The sequence below is a fragment of the Streptomyces sp. NPDC055506 genome (assembly GCF_053643595.1).
Map to the genome: position 1 here is coordinate 6928 of NZ_JBSHKH010000114.1, position 19689 is coordinate 26616.

The following is a 19689-nucleotide window of genomic DNA, read 5'->3' on the forward strand; positions in this document are numbered from 1 at the left end:
CCCGTGACCGCCCCTGGCTGTCGGCGGCTGCCGACGACGGTTCGGCGGATGCCGCCGGCTGCCGGCGTTGTCGGTGGCAGGCCCTAGGGTCCCGCCATGACCCACGACACCCACGACAGCCGCGACACGCACGGCACCGGTTTCCTGGACACCACCCGCACCTTCTACGACGCCATCGCCGAGGACTACGCCGACCTGCACCGCTCCATGGGCGCCGGCACCCCGCTCGACCGGGCCCTGATGGGCGCCTTCGCCGAGCTGGTGGGGCCGCAGGGGGAGGTGGCCGACCTGGGCTGCGGACCCGGCCAGCCGAACCAGCGGCGGGCGGCGAGGAAGGTGAGACGGGCCTCCTCCGCGCCGGTGAGGACCTGGAGCTCGACGCCGGTCTCGGCACGCACGCGCGCGAGGACGTCATCGGCGTTGCGGGCCTCGCGTACGGCGGAGGTGGCGAACGGCAGCAGATCCTCGACGCCCTTGTCCTCGGCGGCCTGGAGCGCATCCCGGACGACCGAGACGAGCTGGTCGACGCCGTGCGGGCCGATCGCGCCGTCGTCGTCGAGGAGCTGGGCGAGGCGCAGTTCCGCCTTGTGCGAGTGCGCGGGCAACGGGCACGCGCCGGGATGCGCGTCCACCACGAGCAGATGCACCGTGTTCGATCCCACGTCGAGGACACCGAGTCTCATGTACGGAACGCTACTGCCAGCCGGACGGTCCGCCGTCCTCGGTGTGGGTACAAGGCCCGTACCCTGGACCTGTGCCAAAGACGAAAAAGGCGAAGCGCGACAAATCATCGGGCCCCGCGGTGTCCGACGAGAAGGGCCTCGACTTCGCCCGCGCGTGGGTGGAGTTTCCTGATCCGGCGGACGACGAGCAGGTCTTCCGCTGCGATCTGACATGGCTGACCTCTCGCTGGAACTGCATCTTCGGCAGCGGCTGCCAGGGCATCCAGGCCGGCCGCGCGGACGACGGGTGCTGCACGTTGGGTGCCCACTTCTCCGACGAGGACGACGAGAAGCGGGTCGCCGAGCATGTGGCGAGGCTCACGCCGGACATCTGGCAGAACCACGCCGAGGGCACGAGCAGCGGCTGGGTCTCCGAGGACGAGGACGGCGACCGGCAGACGCGGCCCTTCCAGGGGTCGTGCATCTTCCAGAACCGCCCCGGCTTCAAGGGCGGCGCGGGCTGCTCGCTGCACATCCTCGCCCTGAAGGAGGGCCGCGAGCCGCTGGAGACCAAGCCGGACGTGTGCTGGCAGCTGCCGGTGCGGCGGACGTACGAGTGGATCGACCGGCCCGACGACACGCGGGTGCTGCAGGTGTCGATCGGTGAGTACGACCGCCGCGGCTGGGGTCCGGGCGGCCATGACCTGCACTGGTGGTGCACGTCGGCGACCTCGGCGCACGGTGCGGGCGACCCGGTGTACGTGTCCTACCGGCCGGAGCTGATCGAGCTGATGGGCAAGGCGGGCTACGACCGGCTGGTCGAGCTGTGCGAGGAGCGGCTGGCCTCGCAGCTGCCGCTGGTGGCGCCGCATCCGGCGGATCCTGTGGACTGAGCCGGTGTGGACTGAGCCGGTGGGCTGACCTGCGTCTATGACGTGGACGGGCTCGGGTCGTCGCCCTCCGGGGGCGGGGGTGCCGAGTCCGTCGGGTCCGGGGCCGGGTCCGTCGGCGTGGGGTCCGGGTCGGGTGACGGGGGCGGAGTCGTCGGCGTCGGGTCGGGGTCCGGCGCTGAGGTCGTGGGCGTCGGGTCGGGCTGGTGCGGCGGCGGGTCGCTGGGGTGGGGATCCGGGCCGGGGTCGGAAGGGGCGGGCGCGGTGCCGAAGCCCTCGATGTGGACGACGGCGCCGACGGGTGCCAGCGCCACCTGCGCGTGCCAGGGGCCGGCGGGCTCCCGCAGATGGTCGACGTACACCTTGATCGTCAACGACTCGCCGGGCCGGAGCGTTCCCGAGGACTGGCTGAGGTAGAGCCAGTCGGCTCCCGTGGACGCGGACCAGCGGACCGGGGCCGGGCCCCTGGCGGTGAGGGTGATCAGGGTGGTGTCGCCCGTGTTGTCCGCCGTGACGTCCAGGGCGCTCGCGCGGCCGGCGACGGCGACGCCGATGACCTCCACGGACACGTCGGCCTTGCCGTTCTTGCCGAAGCGGGGGCCGGGTCTGGTGCTCGCGTTGCCGGTGTTCTCGTAGCCGCCGCCCGCCATCTCGCCGTCCAGGCCGAGCGGGTCGTCGACCTCGAGCGCGGAGGCGGAGCGGCCGTCCTGGGCCTCGCCCACGGGGGTGCCTCGGTAGGCGGCCCACAGGGCGAGCACGGGGGCGGCCACGACGGTGGCGACGACGGTCGTGGTGACGGCACGCGCGCGGAGGCGGTCCCTGCGGGCGGCGCGGTCCTTGGGGTCCATCGGGTAGCCGCGCCGGTCGAAGCGGGGTGCGGCGCCACGCGCGCGTGGCGGGTGGGCCATGGCGACGTGCAGGGCCGCGAGGGGCGCCGGCAGGACGGGCAGCGCGGCGGGCGTGACGCTGGTGCCGGGCCAGCGGCCGGGGATGGCGCGCTCGGCTGTGCGGCGGCAGCACGGGCAGTCGTCGACGTGCCGGACGAGTTCGCGGCGCAGGGCCGTGCCGAGCACGAGCCGGTCGTCGCCGACGAGGTGGGCGACGCTCGGACACGCCCCGGTCTCCACCACGGCGAGGGCGGCACGCGTGCGTTCGACCTCGCAGGCGGCGGATGCGAGCAGGTCGCGGGTGGCGGCGAGGTCCATGCCCAGGACGGCGGCGACCTCGTGGGCGGCGAGGTGGTGGCGCACGGCCAGTTCGAGCGCCTCGCGCTGCTCCGGCGTGGTGCCGGCGGCCTCCGGCCAGGCCAGCAGGGCCAGTTCGCCGCGGCGCCGCTCCTGGACCTCCTCGGAGAGGGCCGGGGCGGCCGGGGGTTCGGCACGTCGCGTGCGGCCCGCCGCGTGGCTGCTCGTACGTTTCTGCTTGGCCTCGGCCAGCCCTCGCAGGCACGCCCAGCGGGCCAGCGCGTACAGCCAGGCCCTGCGGTCCGCGGGCGCCGCGGGGACGTGCCGGCCGCGGCGTTCGGCGAGCGCGAGGACGTCACCCAGGGCGGCGGTCGCGGCGTCGTGGTCGCACAGCACGGACAGGCAGTAGGTGAACAGGCCGTCCAGGTAGGGCTCGTAGCGCGCGGGCGGCCGCTGCACCAGCGTGCGGGCCGCACCGCGGTCACGCGCTTCCCGGTGCGCCCGGTGGGCGCCGGCCGAGCGGGTCGAGATCTCCGGCGTACTGCTCGTCATTCGGCGACCGTAGGGGGCCGGGAGTGTTACCTTCCGGCGGCTTGAGCACATTTAATCCGTACGGGTGAAACGATCCCTCAATAGGGGACAGGAACCGGTGGTTCCGCCGCTGGCGCGGGGTGGCGGGGGCCTGGCGCGCAGTGGGCCGCGCCCTCCGGTCCCCGCACTGTCAGTGGCTGCGGCTACGGTTTCGTCCATGGCTGCCCGTACGAAGACCACCAAGGACCGTCCGTCCTACCGCTGCACGGAGTGCGGGTGGCAGACGGCGAAGTGGCTCGGCCGCTGCCCCGAGTGCCAGGCCTGGGGGACGGTCGAGGAGTACGGCGCGCCCGCGGTCCGTACGACGACACCGGGCAGGGTCACCACCTCCGCCGTGCCCATCGGCCAGGTGGACGGCCGCCGGGCGACGGCCCGCTCCACCGGCGTGCCCGAGCTGGACCGGGTGCTGGGCGGCGGACTGGTCCCCGGCGCGGTGGTGCTGGTCGCGGGCGAGCCGGGCGTCGGCAAGTCGACGCTCCTGCTCGATGTGGCGGCCAAGTCCGCGAGCGACGAGCACCGCACCCTGTACGTCACGGGCGAGGAGTCGGCGAGCCAGGTCCGGCTGCGCGCCGACCGCATCAACGCCATCGACGACCATCTGTACCTGGCCGCCGAGACGGATCTGGCGGCGGTGCTGGGCCACTTGGACGCGGTGAAGCCGTCGCTGCTGATCCTGGACTCGGTGCAGACGGTGGCCTCCCCCGAGATCGACGGCGCGCCCGGCGGCATGGCGCAGGTGCGGGAGGTCGCCGGGGCCCTGATCCGGGCGTCGAAGGAACGCGGCATGTCCACGCTGCTCGTGGGCCATGTCACCAAGGACGGCGCCATCGCCGGCCCGCGCCTGCTGGAGCACCTGGTGGACGTCGTCCTGCACTTCGAGGGCGACCGGCACGCCCGCCTCCGCCTCGTGCGAGGCGTCAAGAACCGCTACGGCACCACCGACGAGGTCGGCTGCTTCGAACTGCACGACGAGGGCATCACGGGCCTCGCGGACCCGAGCGGACTCTTCCTGACCCGTCGGGCCGAACCGGTCCCGGGCACCTGCCTGACCGTCACTCTGGAGGGCCGCCGCCCGCTGGTCGCCGAGGTCCAGGCCCTCACGGTCGACTCGCAGATCCCCTCCCCGCGCCGCACCACCTCTGGCCTGGAGACCTCCCGTGTCTCGATGATGCTGGCGGTGCTGGAACAGCGCGGGCGGATCAGCGCCTTGGGCAAGCGAGACATCTACTCCGCGACGGTCGGCGGCGTGAAGCTCTCGGAGCCCGCGGCGGATCTGGCCGTCGCCCTCGCCCTGGCAAGCGCGGCGAGTGACACACCTCTCCCCAAGAACCTGGTCGCCATCGGGGAGGTCGGTCTCGCCGGCGAGGTGCGGCGGGTCACGGGCGTGCAGCGCAGGCTGGCGGAAGCCCACCGCCTGGGCTTCACACACGCCCTGGTACCGGGCGACCCGGGCAAGATCCCCACGGGTATGAAGGTTCTGGAAGTCTCGGACATAGGGGACGCGCTGCGGGTCCTTCCCCGCTCCCGTCGCAGAGAGGCCCCACGGGACGACGAGGGTCGCCGGTAGACTTTGCCCAGGTCTCGCCCGTCCGTGCGAACCAAGTGTGCGACACGGGGCGCCCCAGAACCTGCGACCGGAGGAGTGCAGTGGCAGCCAACGACCGGGCAGCAGCTCCCGGAAAATCCGGTGGGAGTGCCGGTACCGATGGCCTGATGCGCGCTTCACTGAGCGCCGTGGCACCCGGAACCGCCCTGCGTGACGGCCTGGAGCGGGTGCTCCGGGGCAACACCGGCGGTCTCATCGTGCTGGGCTCCGACAAGACGGTCGAGGCGCTGTGCAGCGGCGGCTTCGTGCTGGACGTCGAGTTCACCGCGACCCGTCTGCGTGAGCTGTGCAAGCTGGACGGCGGCATCGTGCTGTCCTCGGACCTGTCGAAGATCCTGCGCGCGGGCGTGCAGCTGGTCCCGGACCCGACGATCCCCACGGAGGAGACCGGCACCCGGCACCGCACCGCGGACCGCGTGAGCAGGCAGGTCGGCTTCCCGGTGGTCTCGGTCTCCCAGTCGATGCGGCTGATCGCCCTGTACGTCGACGGCCAGCGCCGCGTCCTGGAGGACTCGGCGGCGATCCTGTCCCGCGCCAACCAGGCCCTCGCCACCCTGGAGCGCTACAAGCTCCGCCTTGACGAGGTCGCGGGCACGCTGTCGGCGCTGGAGATCGAGGACCTGGTGACCGTCCGGGACGTCTCGGCGGTCGCGCAGCGCCTGGAGATGGTGCGGCGCATCGCGACGGAGATCGCCGAGTACGTGGTGGAGCTGGGCACCGACGGGCGTCTGCTGGCCCTCCAGCTCGACGAGCTGATCGCCGGCGTGGAGCCCGAGCGCGAGCTGGTCGTCCGGGACTACGTCCCCGAGCCGACCGCCAAGCGGTCCCGTACGGTCGACGAGGCCCTGGCCGAGCTCGACGCCCTCACCCACGCCGAGCTGCTGGAACTGCCCATCGTGGCCCGGGCGTTGGGCTACACCGGCTCGCCCGAGACGCTGGACTCGGCGGTGTCCCCGCGCGGCTTCCGCCTCCTCGCCAAGGTGCCCCGGCTCCCCGGCGCGATCATCGACCGTCTCGTGGAGCACTTCGGCGGCCTGCAGAAGCTGCTCGCCGCGAGCGTCGACGATCTCCAGACGGTGGACGGTGTGGGCGAGGCCCGGGCGCGCAGTGTGCGGGAGGGCCTGTCGCGGCTGGCGGAGTCCTCGATCCTGGAGCGGTACGTCTAGCCTTCGGCGCACGCTGATGCGTGAGGGGGTGTTCCCGGTCGGGAACACCCCCTCACGCGTGAAGGCCTGCACGCGTGAAGGCCTGGCGGTAGGCCGCCTGACCTACAAGCGGCTAATCGTTCTTCAGGACGAACGAGGTCTGCACCTTCGCGTAGCCCGGCGCCTTGGCTTCCACCAGGTAGGTGCCCGCCCCGGCCGAGCCCGAGGGCGGCGTGGCGCACTCGGGGACGCTGGGCTTGCGGTCCCACTTCAGGGCGTAGGTGATGCCGCTGCCCGCGGGCACGCGGTACAGCCGGCTGCCGGCGACCCTGGGGCAGTCCTTGGAGGACCAGTAGTCGTCGTCGGCGCTCGCCTCGGTGATCGTGAACACCGCGTTCTTCGGCCCGAGATCGATCTTGCAGTCGTGGCCGGAGATGTTCCGGGCGGTCAGCAGGAACGTGGGTGTCTGCTCGGGGTCGTAGTTGTTGTGCTGGCTGCGCAGGCTGAACTTGACCATACTGGCGGTGCAGTTGGGCAGCATGGAGCCGGCCGGCAGCGTGTCGCCCGCGCCGACGCCGCCCACCGTGGTACCGCCGTCGTAGCCACCGGCACCGCCGGCGCCGCCCGAACCGCCCGATCCCTCGGACCCGCCGGAGCCCGCACCGCCGCCGGCGCCCGCACCGGAACCGTCCCCGGTTCCGCCGCCCGAGGCGTCACCGGAACCGCCGCCGGACCCTGCCCCGGACCCGGACGACGAGCCGCCGGAGCCCTCGTCGCCCGACTCGTCGCGCCCGCCGGGTGCTTGGCTGATCGCCGGACCCGAACTCGACGGGCCGGGAGTGATGGAGGGCGCGGGATTCTTGCCGTTGGCGCCGTTGCCGCCGTCCTTGCCGCCTTCGCCGCCCATGGTCACGAGCCAGGTGGTCAGCAGCGCCAACAGGGCAGCCACGGACACCAGTACGACCCTCCGACGCCAGTAGATGGAGGAGGGAAGCGGCCCGACCGGATTGCGCAGAGATCCCACGGCGCAAACCTTACGAGAGATCAGCGCGTTCGCCGGTCCCACCCGCCGCTCAGGCTCACAACTTTTCCGGATCATCATGCCGGAAGCAGCCGCTCCACCCCTGTCTTTCGTCAGGTTCGGCACCCGACGATCGCATGGTGTGACCGGATCGGCTCGTCACTTACCGTCCGTGACCATGGACTTCGAGGACAGCGCGCCCTACCGCGACTTCACTTACTTCGCCGCCTGGTGCCGTGCCCGCCGCGCCCCCCGTGCGTTCGCGATCGCGTCCCTTGCACCTCTGGCCACGGCTGCGGCGTATGTGTGCGGTGCGCGGTGAGGTGCTCAAGTGGGCTGTCACGCAGGAGCGTCGGTGGCCCGCGCGGTCGCCGCCACGGCCACGGGGGTGCCCGGTGCGTGCCGTGTCGCGTTGGTCAGCGGGCTGCTCCCGGTGCACTCGGAGTCCGGACTCCGGGGCCCGCGCGACCAGTTGCTCCCAGGTCTCACCCGCGGGGGCAGCGGCACCCGCTCGTCGTCGTCCCCCCGCAGGACGCCGATAGTGAGGTGCAGCCGGTCCGCGCCGCGAGCGTTCACGCAGCCGGGCGGGCCCGGGCGGCTCGCAGGCCGAGGAGCAGCGCGGACACGCCGAGGGCCGGGGCGTAGGAGACGGTGGACAGGGCCGGGGTGGCGGTCGGGCTCAGGGTGGCCGCCAGCCCGAAGGCGGCGAGCGGCAGCCGTCGGGACAGGCCGGCCACCGTGGCCAGCACTGCCAGGCCGGCGGCCTGCTGCCAGGCCGTGCGCGACTCGTTCAGCCCGATGCGGTCCGCCGTGAGGGCGGGAAGGGCTAGGTCGTGTCCGCGAAGTCCCGTCGTCCGCCAGGAGGGCGGGCCCCTCGGCATCGTGGGGGTACCTCCCGATCGAGAGCAGCCGAGACTGGGGGCACCTCCCACGCCCTTGAGGCAGCGGGGGAGCGTGCCGGGCGTCGCGGGGCGGACGGGATTTCGCGGACACGGCCCAGGGACGTCCAGAGAAGGGCGCCACGGGCGAGCCGCGCCGGGCGAGGTCGTTCCATTCGGCCGACGCTATCGGCGGACGGTGGGGCGGCACTGCTGCCGATCGTCAGGTGTCGATCGTCAGGTACCTCTCGCTCAGGGGTGGCAATGTGCCCGATTCGCGGCTCCCGCGTGGCAGGATCGAATGGCCATGACTGCTCCCACGAACACCCCGCGCACCAGCCCCGGCCCCACCGACACCGCGTCCGGCCCGCCTACGGGCGGCGACCTGCACTCCCCCGTCATCGACTGGTTCGACGACAACGCCCGCGACCTGCCGTGGCGGCGCCCCGAGGCCGGGGCGTGGGGCGTGATGGTCAGTGAGTTCATGCTCCAGCAGACGCCGGTGAACCGCGTCCTGCCCGTCTACGAGCAGTGGCTGGCCCGCTGGCCGCGCCCCGCCGACCTGGCCAAGGAGGCGCCCGGCGAGGCCGTCCGCGCCTGGGGGCGGCTCGGCTATCCGCGCCGCGCGCTGCGGCTGCACGGCGCCGCCGTCGCCATAACGGAACGGCACGGCGGTGACGTACCGGCCGACCACGCCCAGCTGCTGGCACTGCCCGGCATCGGCGAGTACACGGCCGCGGCCGTCGCGTCGTTCGCCTACGGGCAGCGGCACCCGGTGCTGGACACCAATGTGCGCCGGGTCCTCGCCCGCGCGGTCACCGGAGTGCAGTACCCGCCGAACGCCACCACCGCCGCCGAGCGCAAACTGGCCCGCGCGCTCCTCCCCGAGGAGGAGTCGACCGCCGCCCGCTGGGCCGCCGCCTCCATGGAGCTGGGCGCGCTGGTGTGCACGGCGAAAAGCGAGTCGTGTCACCGCTGCCCGATCGCCGCGCAGTGCGCGTGGCGGCTGGCGGGCAAGCCGGAGCACGACGGGCCGCCGCGCCGCGGCCAGACCTACGCGGGCACCGACCGGCAGGTCCGCGGGCGGCTGCTCGCCGTGCTCCGGGAGGCCCACGCCCCGGTTCCGCAGGCGGCGCTCGACCGCGTGTGGCACGAGCCGGTGCAGCGGGCCCGCGCCCTGGACGGCCTGGTCGCCGACGGCTTGGTGGAGCCGCTGGCCGGCGGGCTGTACCGGCTGCCGTTGACCTGACGTACAGGCAGATCACAGCCATGGGTCTCCCGTAACGGCGACCGTAACGGCGACCCAGGGTGGACAAATCACCCCATAGTCGCCTCAACACCCCCACCGCTGTACCCCGTTCCGACTTCCGTTACACAACCGACGGACAGCCGAGTGCTAGCCGCAGGCTGCTTCGGACAGCGCCGTGACAACGCCTCCGTACCTTCAAATGCGTTCCCGGAAGACACGGGACGACCAAGGAACACAGGCAGTGCACGGGCGGCGGGGAGCCGGCCCGAACGGGGAAACGGGAGGCGGTTCACCATGGCGCAGGGCGAGGTGCTCGAGTTCGAGGAGTACGTCCGCACCCGGCAGGACGCACTGCTGCGCAGTGCTCGCCGCCTGGTCCCGGACCCGACGGACGCACAGGATCTGCTGCAGACGGCGCTGGTCCGGACCTACGGCCGCTGGGAGACCATCGAGGACAAGCGTCTCGCGGACGCCTACCTGCGCCGGGTCATGATCAACACGCGGACCGAGTGGTGGCGGGCCCGCAAGCTGGAGGAGGTCCCGACCGAGCAGCTGCCGGACGCCTCGGTCGACGACGCCACCGAGCAGCACGCGGACCGCGCCCTGCTGATGGACATACTGAAGGTGCTCGCCCCGAAGCAGCGCAGTGTCGTAGTGCTGCGACACTGGGAGCAGATGTCCACAGAGGAGACGGCCGCCGCCCTCGGTATGTCGGCCGGAACGGTCAAGAGCACGCTGCACCGGGCGCTCGCCCGGCTCCGCGAGGAGCTGGAGTCCCGCGATCTGGACGCACGCGCGCTGGAGCGTGAGGAGCGGGAGCGGTGCGCGGCCTGACCGGCGAGGGGCCTGCACGGGCCCGGGGCAGCATCCAGGCGGTGAGCACGGCATCGGCCGTGGTCACCGCCCTCGCCCTTTTCGTGTCCGGGTGCGGCGCCGGCGGCACCGGCGCCCGTGACGAGGGCCCGGCGCACGCCGACGCGGTGGCGGGCGCCTCCGCCGCCACACCCTCGGCCTCGCCGTCCAAGACGCCCGACACCGTGAACGCGGTCCGGCTCGTCAAGGACGACCCCAAGGTCTCACCCGAGGTGAAGCGCGAGCTGAAGCCGTGCGTGGCCGACGAGTATCCCGTCGACGTGTCCTACGGCAATCTGACCGGCGGGTCGGCCGACGATGTCGTCGTCAATGTGCTGACCTGCGGTGACGCGGTGGGCATCGGCAGTTATGTGTACCGCGAGCGGGACGGCTCGTACGAGAATGTGTTCAAGGCCGAGGAACCCCCGGTCTACGCGGAGATCGACCGCGGCGACCTGGTGGTGACCAAGCAGGTGTACGACAAGGGCGACCCGGTGTCGAGCCCCTCCGGGGAGAACGTGATCACGTACAGATGGGCTTCCGGCCGGTTCAGCGAGAAGTACCGCACGCACAACGACTACGGCAAGGTCGTCGGCGACAGCCCGTCGCCGGTGCCCGCGAGCTGACGCGGGCGCGGCGTGCGTGAACCGATCGGGCCGCTCGGACCGATCCATGGGTGAACGCGATGCACGGACCGTGCGTCCCCTCAGAGGACGGACCGTGCGTCTCCTGAGAAGTACGCACCCCCACGACCCACACGAGGACTGAGAGCACCGGGATGGCAGACCAGACCCACGTTCTGTTCGTCGAGGACGACGACGTCATCCGCGAGGCCACACAGCTCGCCCTGGAACGGGACGGCTTCGTGGTCACCGCGATGCCCGACGGCCTGTCGGGCCTGGAGGCGTTCCGGACGGACCGCCCCGACATCGCGCTGCTGGACGTCATGGTTCCCGGCCTCGACGGGGTCAGCCTGTGCCGCCGTATCCGGGACGAGTCGACCGTGCCGGTCATCATGCTGTCGGCGCGGGCCGACTCCATCGACGTGGTGCTGGGCCTGGAGGCGGGCGCCGACGACTATGTGACCAAACCGTTCGACGGGGCCGTGCTGGTCGCCCGGATCCGCGCGGTGCTGCGCCGCTTCGGGCACGCGGGCGGTGGCCGGGCCGAGGAGCCGGACTCCCCGGCGAGCGGCGGGATGCTGGCCTTCGGTGACCTGGAGGTCGACACCGAGGGCATGGAGGTCCGCCGGGCCGGGCAGCCGGTGGCGCTGACGCCGACCGAGATGCGGCTGCTCCTGGAGTTCTCCTCGGCGCCGGGGACGGTGCTCTCCCGCGACAAGCTGCTGGAGCGGGTGTGGGACTACGGCTGGGGCGGGGACACCCGGGTCGTCGATGTGCATGTGCAGCGGCTGCGGCAGAAGATCGGCCAGGACCGTATCGAGACGGTCCGTGGTTTCGGCTACAAGTTGAAGGCCTGAGCAGGGGTTATGAGGGGGCATTTCCGGCGCCTGGTCGCCGCGGGCGTGGAGCGCGCGGGGATCCGTACGGGCCTCAGATGGAAGCTGAGCGCGGCCATCGCGCTGGTCGGCGCACTGGTGGCGATCGCGCTGAGCCTGGTCGTGCACAACGCCGCGCGGGTGTCGATGCTGGACAACGCGCGCGATCTCGCCGACGAGCGCATCATGATCGCCCAGCGCAACTTCGAGCTGTCCGGGCGGATGAACTTCCCCAACACCAAGATCGACGACCCGGATCTGCCGGAGGCGCTGCGGGACCGGGTCGAGGTGGGGCAGCGGGCGACCTATGTGGCGGACCGGCCGGGTGGCTCGCCCGACATATGGGCCGCCGTGCCACTGAAGAACGGGCATGTGATGTCCCTGCACTCGGGCTTCACCGACCGCAGCTCGGACATCCTCCAGGACCTCGACCAGGCCCTGCTCATCGGGTCCATCGCGGTCGTCCTCGGCGGCAGCGCGCTCGGCGTGCTCATCGGCGGGCATCTGTCGCGGCGGCTGCGCAAGGCGGCCGTCGCGGCCCACCAGCTCGCGGGCGGCGAGACGGATGTGCGGGTGCGGGACGCCATGGGCGGGGTCGTCCGGGACGAGACCGACGATCTGGCGAGCGCGGTGGACGCCATGGCGGACACGCTGCGGCAGCGCATCGAGGCGGAGCGCCGGGTCACCGCCGACATCGCGCACGAGCTGCGCACGCCGGTGACCGGGCTGCTGACCGCGGCCGAGCTGCTGCCGCCGGGACGCCCGACCGAGCTGGTGCTGGACCGGGCGAAGGCCATGCGCACGCTCGTGGAGGACGTGCTGGAGGTGGCCAGGCTGGACGGGGCCTCGGAGCGGGCGGAGTTGCAGGACATCATGCTGGGCGAGTTCGTCGCGCGGCGGGTGGCGGCCAAGGACCCGGCCATCGAGGTGCGCGTCGTGCACGAGTCGGAGGTCACGACCGACCCGCGGCGCCTGGAGCGGGTCCTGTTCAATCTCCTGGCCAACGCGGCCCGGCACGGCAAGCCGCCCATCGAGGTCACCATCGAGGGCCGGGTCATCCGGGTCCGCGACCACGGCCCGGGCTTCCCCGAGGACCTGCTCGCCGAGGGGCCGAGCCGCTTTCGCACGGGCAGCAAGGACCGGGCCGGTCACGGCCACGGCCTGGGCCTGACCATCGCGGCCGGACAGGCCCGGGTGCTGGGCGCCCGGCTGACCTTCCGCAACGTCCGCACGCCCGGGACGCCGGAGCACCTGCCGGCCGAGGGCGCGGTCGCCGTGCTGTGGCTGCCGGAGCACGCGCCGACGAACACGGGGAGCTATCCGATGCTGCCGGGGGCGGAGTCGTAGGGCCCGGTTCTCGCGGGCCGGATTCTGCGGACTGGCTTTCGAGGACCGGTTCTCGCGGACCGGTTTTCGAGGATCAGCAGGACCAGTCCTGGTCCATGTCGAGTCCGCCTTCGCGGGGCTGGGTGAAGGAGAACCAGTTGCCGGAGTCGTCGCGGAACAGCGCCTCCGTGCCGTACGGGCGCTCCTGCGGCTCCTGGAGGAACTCCACGCCGCGGTCCTTGAGCTTCTTGTAGTCGCCGTGGATGTCGTCGGTGGTCAGGACGCCCGCGCCGAGCGCTCCCTTGGTCACCAGCTTCCTGAGCATCTCGGCGGAGTCGGGGTCCATCGCGGGGCCGCCGGGCACCATCAGGGTGAGTTCGACGTCGGGCTGCTTCGGTGAGCCGACGGTGAGCCAGCGCATGCCGCCCTCGCCCATGGTCATGTCCGTACGGACCTCCAGGCCCAGCTTTTCGGTGTAGAACTCCTTGGCCCGGTCCTGGTCGAGGACCCAGACGGTGGAGATGGCGAGACCCTTGATCATGGCGTGCTCCTGCTGCTCGGCGGCCGGTTCGGGTGTGCCCTGCCACGGTAGGCAGCGGGGGTGTCAGCCCGCTTCTCCGGAATTGCGCTCCTTGCCGGCGCCGGGCGCGGAGCGGAAGCCGCCGGCCCAGAGCATGGCGTAGCAGCCGGGGATGAGGGCGGCTCCCCTGCCGACGTGCTTGGTGCGGTACTCGCTGGGGGTGAGGCCGGTCCAGGTCTTGAAGCGGGCCGAGAAGGTGCCGACGCTGCTGAAGCCGACCAGGTGGCAGATCTCCGTGACCGAGAGGTTCGCCGTGCGCAGCAGGTCCTCGGCGCGTTCTATGCGGCGGTGGGTGAGGTACTGGCCGGGGGTCTCGCCGTAGGCCTGGCCTTGCCTTGAAGGCGCGGATGAATTGAATCCTCCCCTCCCTGAAGGGAGGGGATTCCTGGCTCAGGCTGTCTCCTGGAGCAGCGCTCCAGGAGGTCTTGCGCCATCAGCACCAGTCGGGTTGAGACCAGCCCGGACGAGCATGACACGTGCGGAGTTCTTGTCCCGTGGGGACGTGCTTCCGCATGCAGTGCAGGTGTAGGTGCGCTCACCCAGCGGCAGGCGATGCTTGGCTCTCACATCGCACTGCGCGCAGTCCATCGTGGTGTGCGCCGGGTGGACCAGGCGGATGTCCCGCCCGTGCTTGCGGCCCATCTCGATCAGAGCGGCCTTGGTGGCGCCGATGGCGGCGTCCGCGGCCTTACGGGCCATGGTGGACTTGGCGAGGAACTTCGGGCGGAAGCCCTCGACAGCGATGGCGTCGTGGTCGCGGACCACCTTCTTGGCCCACTTGCGGCCAGTGTCCTGGCGCTGCCGAGCAACCTTCTTGTACGTCTTCGCCCGCAGCTTCTGCGCCTCGCGGTAGCCCTTCGACGCCGGTTGCCCCTTCTTCGGCCTGCGGCGGGCCATCATCCGGTCGTACCGGGTCAGCCTCTGCTGGGCCTTCCGGCCGTGCCCGGCGTGCGGCAGGTCGTGCGCCTCGGAGGTCGTGGTCGCGGTCTCCTTCACACCCCAGTCGACACCGAGCACCCGACCGGTCTGAGGCAGCGGCTGCACCTCGGCAGGCACCACGAACGAGGCGTACCAGTGCCCGAGGCTGTCCTGGTACACGCGCACCGAGGACGGCTCAGCCGGCAACTCCCGCGACCACACCACGCTCACCACGACCCCGCCCGCCAGATGCAGTCGGCCGTCGTTCAACCGGAAACCCCGCCGGGTGTAGTTCAGGCTCGGCAGTGCCTCGCGTTTGGTCTTCCACTTCGGCATCCCGGCCCGTTGCCGCACCGGCAGGCGCTCCGTGATGTCCTTGTGCGCTTTGGCGCGGGCGCGGCCGAAGTCACGGATGACCTGCTGCTGGACAACCGACGACCCCTCACGCAACCACGGCGTCGTCCTCCGGGCTTCGGTCAGCATCTTGTCCAGCTGCGCCGGGCCGCACGTCTGCTTCCTGCCACTCGCCATGTTGAGCAGGTGCACGGCCTTGGACTTGGCGACGCATTCGTTCCAGACCCAGCGGCATCGGCCCCCCTCCGCCACCAGGGCAGCGCCGGCCGTGGACGACACGCGCAGCCGGTACGTGGAGCGGGCATGCCCGACCTCCGCAACCGCCCCCACGTGCACCACCTCGCCCCCTCACAGCCCCGACCGGGACAATGCCATCCCGATCCCCGCGAAGGACCATACATACGACAGCCGCACACACGTGCCCAGATCCCCCGGCCACTACCCAGACCGGCGATCACAAGCACATGCGTTCGTATCACCCCGGGCACCCCGCGCTCAGAACCGGATGCGGCGACGCTCCGCGTCGCGACACCCGGATGCAATTCCTCCCCGGCGTGCGCGGCGACGGTGTCCAGGTCCAGCCCGGGATCGGCCCAGTCCCGGTCCATGGCGTCCTTGGCGAGCCGCAGCTGCCGCGTCTTGTCCATGACGTCGATGGTGGCACGGGGGTCTGACAGCGGCACCGGCCTCGCTCCTTGGCAAGGCGAAGGCCCCGGTCGGGTGTCCCGTCCGGGGCCTTCGTCAGGAGCTGGGGGAGTCCAGAAGGAGCTGAAGCAGGTCAGACCGTCTCGACGACCGGCGTCTGCGGGGCCGGGCCGTCCGCCTTGTCGTCGTCCGAGGCCTTCGGTCCCGCGCCCTTCAGCGGCACCTCCTTCACGAACACCGCCGCCGCGAGCGCGACCACCGCCACCACGGCTCCGAGCAGGAACGCCGAGTGCGTGCCGGCGGAGACCGCGTACTGGTACGCCTCCCGGACCAGTGGCGGCAGCTTCTCCAGGCCCTTCGCGTCGAGCTGCGCCGACTGCTCGGTCACCTTGGTGCCCAGCGCGCCGGCCCGCTCGGCCATGACGTCCTGGACGCGGTTGTTGAACAGCGCGCCCATGATCGCGACGCCGAAGGAGGAGCCGAGGGTGCGAAAGAGCGTGGTGGACGAGGACGCGACGCCCATGTCCTTCATCTCGACGCTGTTCTGCGCGACCAGCATGGTGATCTGCATCAGACAGCCCATGCCGAGCCCGACCACGGCCATGAAGACGCCGGAGGTGAGGCGGGAGGTGCCCGTGTCCATCGTGGAGAGCAGGTAGAGGCCGACGATCATCAGGACGCTGCCGAGGACCGGGAAGACCTTGTACTTGCCGGTGTTCGTGGTGACGCGCCCGGCGACCATCGAGGTGACGAGCATCGCACCGAGCATCGGCAGGAGCAGCAGCCCGGAGTTGGTCGCGGAGGCGCCCTGCACGGACTGCTGGTACAGCGGCAGGAAGAGCGTGGCGCCGAACATCACGAAGCCGGTGATGAAGCCGATGACCGACATCAGCGTGAAGTTGCGGCTGCGGAAGATGTGCAGCGGCACGATCGGCTCGGCGGCCTTCGTCTGCCAGAACACGAACCCGACGAGCGCGGCGACCCCGATGCCGATCAGCTCCATGATCCGGGCGGAGCTCCAGGCGTACTCCGTGCCGCCCCAGGTGGTGACGAGCACGATCGCGGTGATGCCGACGGTCAGCAGCGCGGCGCCCAGGTAGTCGATCCGCGCCTCGGACCGCTTCTTCGGCAGGTGCAGGACGACACTGATGGCGGCCAGCGCCACGACGCCGAGCGGCAGGTTGATGTAGAAGGCCCAGCGCCAGCCCCAGTTGTCGGTGATGGTGCCGCCGACCAGCGGACCGCCGATCATCGCCAGCGCCATGACGCCGGCCATCATGCCCTGGTACTTGCCGCGCTCCCGGGGCGGGATCAGGTCGCCGATGATCGCCATGACGCCGACCATCAGACCGCCGGCGCCGAGGCCCTGGACGGCACGGAAGCCGATCAGCTCGCCCATGTTCTGGGCCATGCCGCTGAGTGCCGAGCCGATCAGGAAGACGACGATGGAGGTCATGAACGTGCCCTTGCGGCCGTACATGTCGCCGAGCTTGCCCCACAGCGGGGTGGAGGCCGCGGTCGCGAGCGTGTAGGCGGTGACGACCCAGGAGAGGTGTTCGAGCCCGCCCAGCTCACCGACGATCGTCGGCATCGCCGTACCGATGATCATGTTGTCGAGCATCGCGAGCATCATCGCGATCATCAGCGCGAGCAGGACGACCCGCACGCTCTTCGGCTGTTTCTCCCCGCTGCCGGCGTCGACCGCCGGTGCGTCCGTCGTGTCCGCCATCACTTCCCACTCCCCCAGCTACCGCTACTTACTTGCCGACCGGCTAGTGACTACACTCGGAAGTTAGCTCCGGAACTAGCCGGGCGTCAAGTAAGTTTTATGGAAAGCGGGCGGCGTAGGAGGATGGGCGGCACCATGGACGGCACCAGGCAGCGGCGCCGCGGGAACACCCGCCAGCGCATCCAGGACGTAGCCCTCGAACTCTTCGCGGAGCAGGGCTACGAGAAGACGTCCCTGCGCGAGATCGCCGAGCGCCTGGAGGTCACCAAGGCGGCGCTCTACTACCACTTCAAGACGAAGGAAGAGATCCTCGTCAGCATCTTCGAGGACCTCACCCAGCCGATAGAGGACCTGATCGAGTGGGGCCGGCAGCAGCCGCACACCCTCGCCACCAAGCAGGAGATCGTCCGCCGCTACGCCGGGACGCTCGCCGCGGCGGCGCCGCTGTTCCGCTTCATGCACGAGAACCAGGCGACGGTCCGGGAACTGCAGGTCGGCGACTCCTTCAAGGCGCGCATCCACAGACTGCGCGACATCATCGTCGACCCGGACGCGGACCTGATCGACCAGGTCCGCTGCGCCAGCGCGCTGTTCACGCTGCACGCCGGGATGTTCCTGCTCCAGGACCTCGAAGGCGACCCCGAGGAGAAGGACAAAGCCGTCCTCGAGGTCGCCACTGAGCTGGTGACCCGGGCCCACCGGGGAGCCGGGGGCTCCTAGGGAGCCCCTGTCGGGTCAGAGGGGGGTCGTCAGACCGTCACGCCCTTGGCGCGCAGGAACTTCACCGGGTCGACGGCCGAGCCGTAGTTCGCGGTGGTACGGATCTCGAAGTGCAGGTGCGGACCGCTCGAGTTACCGGTGTTGCCGGACTTGGCGATCTCCTGGCCGGTCTTGACTATCTGGCCGACGTTCACGGTGACCTTCGACAGGTGGGCGTACTGGGAGTACGTGCCGTTGCCGTGCTTGATCACGACGGCGTTGCCGTAGGCGGGGCCGTCACCGGCGCCGTTGCCGCCGGCCTTGACCACGGTGCCGCCGTGGGCGGCGACGACCTGGGTGCCGCTCGGCACGGCGAAGTCCTGACCGCTGTGGGTGGACTGCCACATGCCGCCGTTCTGGGCGAAGCTCGCGGAGAGCTTGTACTTCTTCACCGGGTCGACCCAGGACGGCTTGGCCTTCTTGGCGGCGGCCTTCTTGGCGGCGGCCTGCTTCTCGGCCGCCTTCTTCGCGGCGGCTACCTTGGCGGCCTTCTCGGCCTTCACGGCCTCGGCCTTGGCGTGCTTGGCCTGGGCGGCGGCCTGCGCCTGGACGGCACTGGCGGCGCCGGACGCGGACGTGGTGTCGGCGGCGGACGCGACCCCGGCTCCCAGTGCGACCGAGACGCCAAGGCCGGCGGCCAGCACGGTCGCACGGGTGCGGAGCTGGGACGTACGGGAAGAACGGGACGTGACGCGCTGGGACATCGAAACCTCGTGTGGAAGGGGACGGAGAAAACCACCCGGCGCACAGACGCTCGCCGAATGGCCATTCCTTGGTAACCCGAAGTCCGACAAACCCCAAAAAGCGTGATCTACGACTGAAGTTAGTAATTTGGTTCAGTGTTCTACGTCTCTTGACACAGCAGTCAAACGGGACGAATCACGCACTGCAGCACACTTCCCCCCGCCCTGGGCGGCAAGAATCCCTTTCCTCCCGGTCCGTTAGCCACTATTCCACCTAGTAACGGACATATCGCCTGTGCGCCATGTCACCGGAGACCCTCTTCGGCCATTCCGGAAATGTGGCGCACGCCTCTAGGCACCTACCGTTCGGTAACCTTACGGTTCCCCTCGCGCCACCCTCGCGCACGAACATGCACACGACATGTTGCAGCGTCATTGACGTGAGAGGACCCCCACGACATGCAGATCCGACGCCCCTGGCTGCGCCGCGCATCGGTGACCGCCGTATCGGCGGCAGCCCTCGTGGCGATGGCCGCGCCGGCCGACGCCACGACCGCCACCCGTGCCTCCACCGCCGCCACCGCCGCCCCCACGGCCACCGCGGCGGACGTCGACTACAACACCTGGCAGAAGGACTGCCAGGCGGTGATGGCCCAGGCGCTGCCCTATCTGAAGCAGCGGATCGCGGCCACGAAGCCGGGTGAGAAGCAGGCGATCGTCTTCGACATCGACAACACCACCCTGGAGACCGACTTCGGCTTCAGCTACCCGCAGCCGGCCAACAAGCCGGTTCTGGAGGCCGCCAGATACGCCCAGGAGCACGGCGTCGCCCTGTTCTTCGTGACCGCCCGTCCGGGCATCATCTACTCGTTCACCGAGTACAACCTGAAGCAGACCGGCTATCAGGTTTCCGGCCTGTACGTCCGGAACTTCATCGACCTCTTCAAGAACGTCGCCGAGTACAAGACGGCCCAGCGCGTCGACATCGAGAAGAAGGGCTACACGATCATCGCGAACATCGGCAACAGCGCCACCGATCTCTCGGGCGGCCATGCCGAGAAGACGTACAAGCTGCCGGATTACGACGGACAGCTGTCCTAGGGCCGCAGGGCATGGATG

General features: G+C 71.0%; 19 protein-coding genes and 2 pseudogenes. 11 read left to right on the forward strand and 10 right to left on the reverse strand.

What is annotated here, in order from left to right; genetic code table 11:
• Positions 1–305 precede the first annotated feature (305 nt).
• Positions 306–683: pseudogene (locus ACWIF2_RS31535) on the reverse strand (Ppx/GppA phosphatase family protein); the annotation flags it as partial.
• Between the two features lie 71 nt (positions 684–754).
• On the opposite strand from ACWIF2_RS31535, the gene ACWIF2_RS31540 reads away from it, so the two are divergent.
• Positions 755–1555 carry a hypothetical protein gene (locus tag ACWIF2_RS31540; protein ID WP_454364312.1) on the forward strand — a complete coding sequence of 267 codons (801 nt, stop codon included), beginning with the start codon at positions 755–757 and terminating at the stop codon, positions 1553–1555.
• A gap of 35 nt (positions 1556–1590) precedes the next feature.
• Here the strand turns inward: ACWIF2_RS31540 and ACWIF2_RS31545 are convergent, their stop codons facing one another.
• A complete protein-coding gene (locus tag ACWIF2_RS31545) occupies positions 1591–3288 on the reverse strand; it encodes a BACON domain-containing protein (protein ID WP_454364313.1) in 1698 nt (565 codons plus the stop codon).
• Positions 3289–3484: 196 nt separating this feature from the next.
• On the opposite strand from ACWIF2_RS31545, the gene radA reads away from it, so the two are divergent.
• Both radA and disA read left to right on the forward strand, forming a co-directional pair.
• Complete coding sequence (gene radA, locus ACWIF2_RS31550) at positions 3485–4894, forward strand: DNA repair protein RadA (protein ID WP_454364314.1); 1410 nt, start codon at positions 3485–3487, stop codon at positions 4892–4894.
• 80 nt (positions 4895–4974) lie between these two features.
• On the forward strand, positions 4975–6099 hold the full coding sequence (gene disA, locus ACWIF2_RS31555) for a DNA integrity scanning diadenylate cyclase DisA (RefSeq protein ID WP_215119785.1): 1125 nt from the start codon (positions 4975–4977) through the stop codon (positions 6097–6099).
• A gap of 112 nt (positions 6100–6211) precedes the next feature.
• Here the strand turns inward: disA and ACWIF2_RS31560 are convergent, their stop codons facing one another.
• Positions 6212–7102, reverse strand: a complete 891-nt coding sequence (locus ACWIF2_RS31560; protein WP_454364315.1) for a hypothetical protein — start codon at positions 7100–7102, stop codon at positions 6212–6214.
• A 175-nt stretch (positions 7103–7277) separates the two neighbouring features.
• On the opposite strand from ACWIF2_RS31560, the gene ACWIF2_RS31565 reads away from it, so the two are divergent.
• On the forward strand, positions 7278–7421 hold the full coding sequence (locus tag ACWIF2_RS31565) for a hypothetical protein (RefSeq protein ID WP_454364316.1): 144 nt from the start codon (positions 7278–7280) through the stop codon (positions 7419–7421).
• A gap of 250 nt (positions 7422–7671) precedes the next feature.
• Here ACWIF2_RS31565 and ACWIF2_RS31570 read toward each other — a convergent pair whose 3' ends face one another.
• Positions 7672–7980, reverse strand: coding sequence for a hypothetical protein (locus ACWIF2_RS31570; RefSeq protein WP_454364317.1), 309 nt, complete (start codon positions 7978–7980; stop codon positions 7672–7674).
• 304 nt (positions 7981–8284) lie between these two features.
• Between ACWIF2_RS31570 and ACWIF2_RS31575 the strand changes: the two genes are divergently transcribed.
• The 5 genes from ACWIF2_RS31575 to cseC all read left to right on the forward strand — a co-directional run bounded on the left by ACWIF2_RS31575 (position 8285) and on the right by cseC (position 12923).
• A complete protein-coding gene (locus tag ACWIF2_RS31575) occupies positions 8285–9226 on the forward strand; it encodes an A/G-specific adenine glycosylase (protein ID WP_454364318.1) in 942 nt (313 codons plus the stop codon).
• A 294-nt stretch (positions 9227–9520) separates the two neighbouring features.
• Positions 9521–10060, forward strand: a complete 540-nt coding sequence (locus tag ACWIF2_RS31580; RefSeq protein ID WP_030251439.1) for a SigE family RNA polymerase sigma factor — start codon at positions 9521–9523, stop codon at positions 10058–10060.
• Positions 10048–10704, forward strand: coding sequence for a hypothetical protein (locus tag ACWIF2_RS31585; RefSeq protein ID WP_454364319.1), 657 nt, complete (start codon positions 10048–10050; stop codon positions 10702–10704). The genes ACWIF2_RS31580 and ACWIF2_RS31585 overlap by 13 nt, the downstream gene beginning before the upstream one ends.
• Positions 10705–10856: 152 nt before the next feature.
• The gene (cseB, locus tag ACWIF2_RS31590; protein ID WP_382835160.1) at positions 10857–11558 is read left to right on the forward strand and encodes a two-component system response regulator CseB; all 702 of its coding nucleotides are present in this window, start codon (positions 10857–10859) and stop codon (positions 11556–11558) included.
• A 9-nt stretch (positions 11559–11567) separates the two neighbouring features.
• A complete protein-coding gene (gene cseC / locus ACWIF2_RS31595) occupies positions 11568–12923 on the forward strand; it encodes a two-component system sensor histidine kinase CseC (protein ID WP_454364320.1) in 1356 nt (451 codons plus the stop codon).
• Between the two features lie 73 nt (positions 12924–12996).
• Here cseC and ACWIF2_RS31600 read toward each other — a convergent pair whose 3' ends face one another.
• From ACWIF2_RS31600 to ACWIF2_RS31620, 5 genes and pseudogenes are all read right to left on the reverse strand, one after another.
• Complete coding sequence (locus ACWIF2_RS31600) at positions 12997–13443, reverse strand: VOC family protein (protein WP_454364321.1); 447 nt, start codon at positions 13441–13443, stop codon at positions 12997–12999.
• 63 nt (positions 13444–13506) lie between these two features.
• A complete protein-coding gene (locus tag ACWIF2_RS31605) occupies positions 13507–13764 on the reverse strand; it encodes a helix-turn-helix domain-containing protein (RefSeq protein ID WP_454364327.1) in 258 nt (85 codons plus the stop codon).
• A gap of 108 nt (positions 13765–13872) precedes the next feature.
• Positions 13873–15084, reverse strand: coding sequence for an RNA-guided endonuclease InsQ/TnpB family protein (locus tag ACWIF2_RS31610; RefSeq protein WP_454364322.1), 1212 nt, complete (start codon positions 15082–15084; stop codon positions 13873–13875).
• A 218-nt stretch (positions 15085–15302) separates the two neighbouring features.
• Positions 15303–15401, reverse strand: a pseudogene (locus ACWIF2_RS31615) (AraC family transcriptional regulator); the annotation flags it as partial.
• A 131-nt stretch (positions 15402–15532) separates the two neighbouring features.
• The gene (locus tag ACWIF2_RS31620) at positions 15533–17128 is read right to left on the reverse strand and encodes an MDR family MFS transporter (RefSeq protein WP_454364323.1); all 1596 of its coding nucleotides are present in this window, start codon (positions 17126–17128) and stop codon (positions 15533–15535) included.
• Between the two features lie 123 nt (positions 17129–17251).
• On the opposite strand from ACWIF2_RS31620, the gene ACWIF2_RS31625 reads away from it, so the two are divergent.
• Positions 17252–17848 (forward strand): TetR/AcrR family transcriptional regulator, encoded by a 597-nt coding sequence (locus ACWIF2_RS31625; RefSeq protein WP_454364324.1) that lies wholly within the window; start codon positions 17252–17254, stop codon positions 17846–17848.
• Positions 17849–17877: 29 nt separating this feature from the next.
• On the opposite strand, the gene ACWIF2_RS31630 is transcribed toward ACWIF2_RS31625, so the two are convergent.
• Entirely contained in the window at positions 17878–18591 is a 714-nt protein-coding gene (locus ACWIF2_RS31630; RefSeq protein WP_454364325.1) for a M23 family metallopeptidase, read from the reverse strand.
• A 438-nt stretch (positions 18592–19029) separates the two neighbouring features.
• Between ACWIF2_RS31630 and ACWIF2_RS31635 the strand changes: the two genes are divergently transcribed.
• A complete protein-coding gene (locus ACWIF2_RS31635; protein ID WP_454364326.1) occupies positions 19030–19671 on the forward strand; it encodes an HAD family acid phosphatase in 642 nt (213 codons plus the stop codon).
• The last annotated feature ends 18 nt before the right edge of the window (positions 19672–19689 follow it).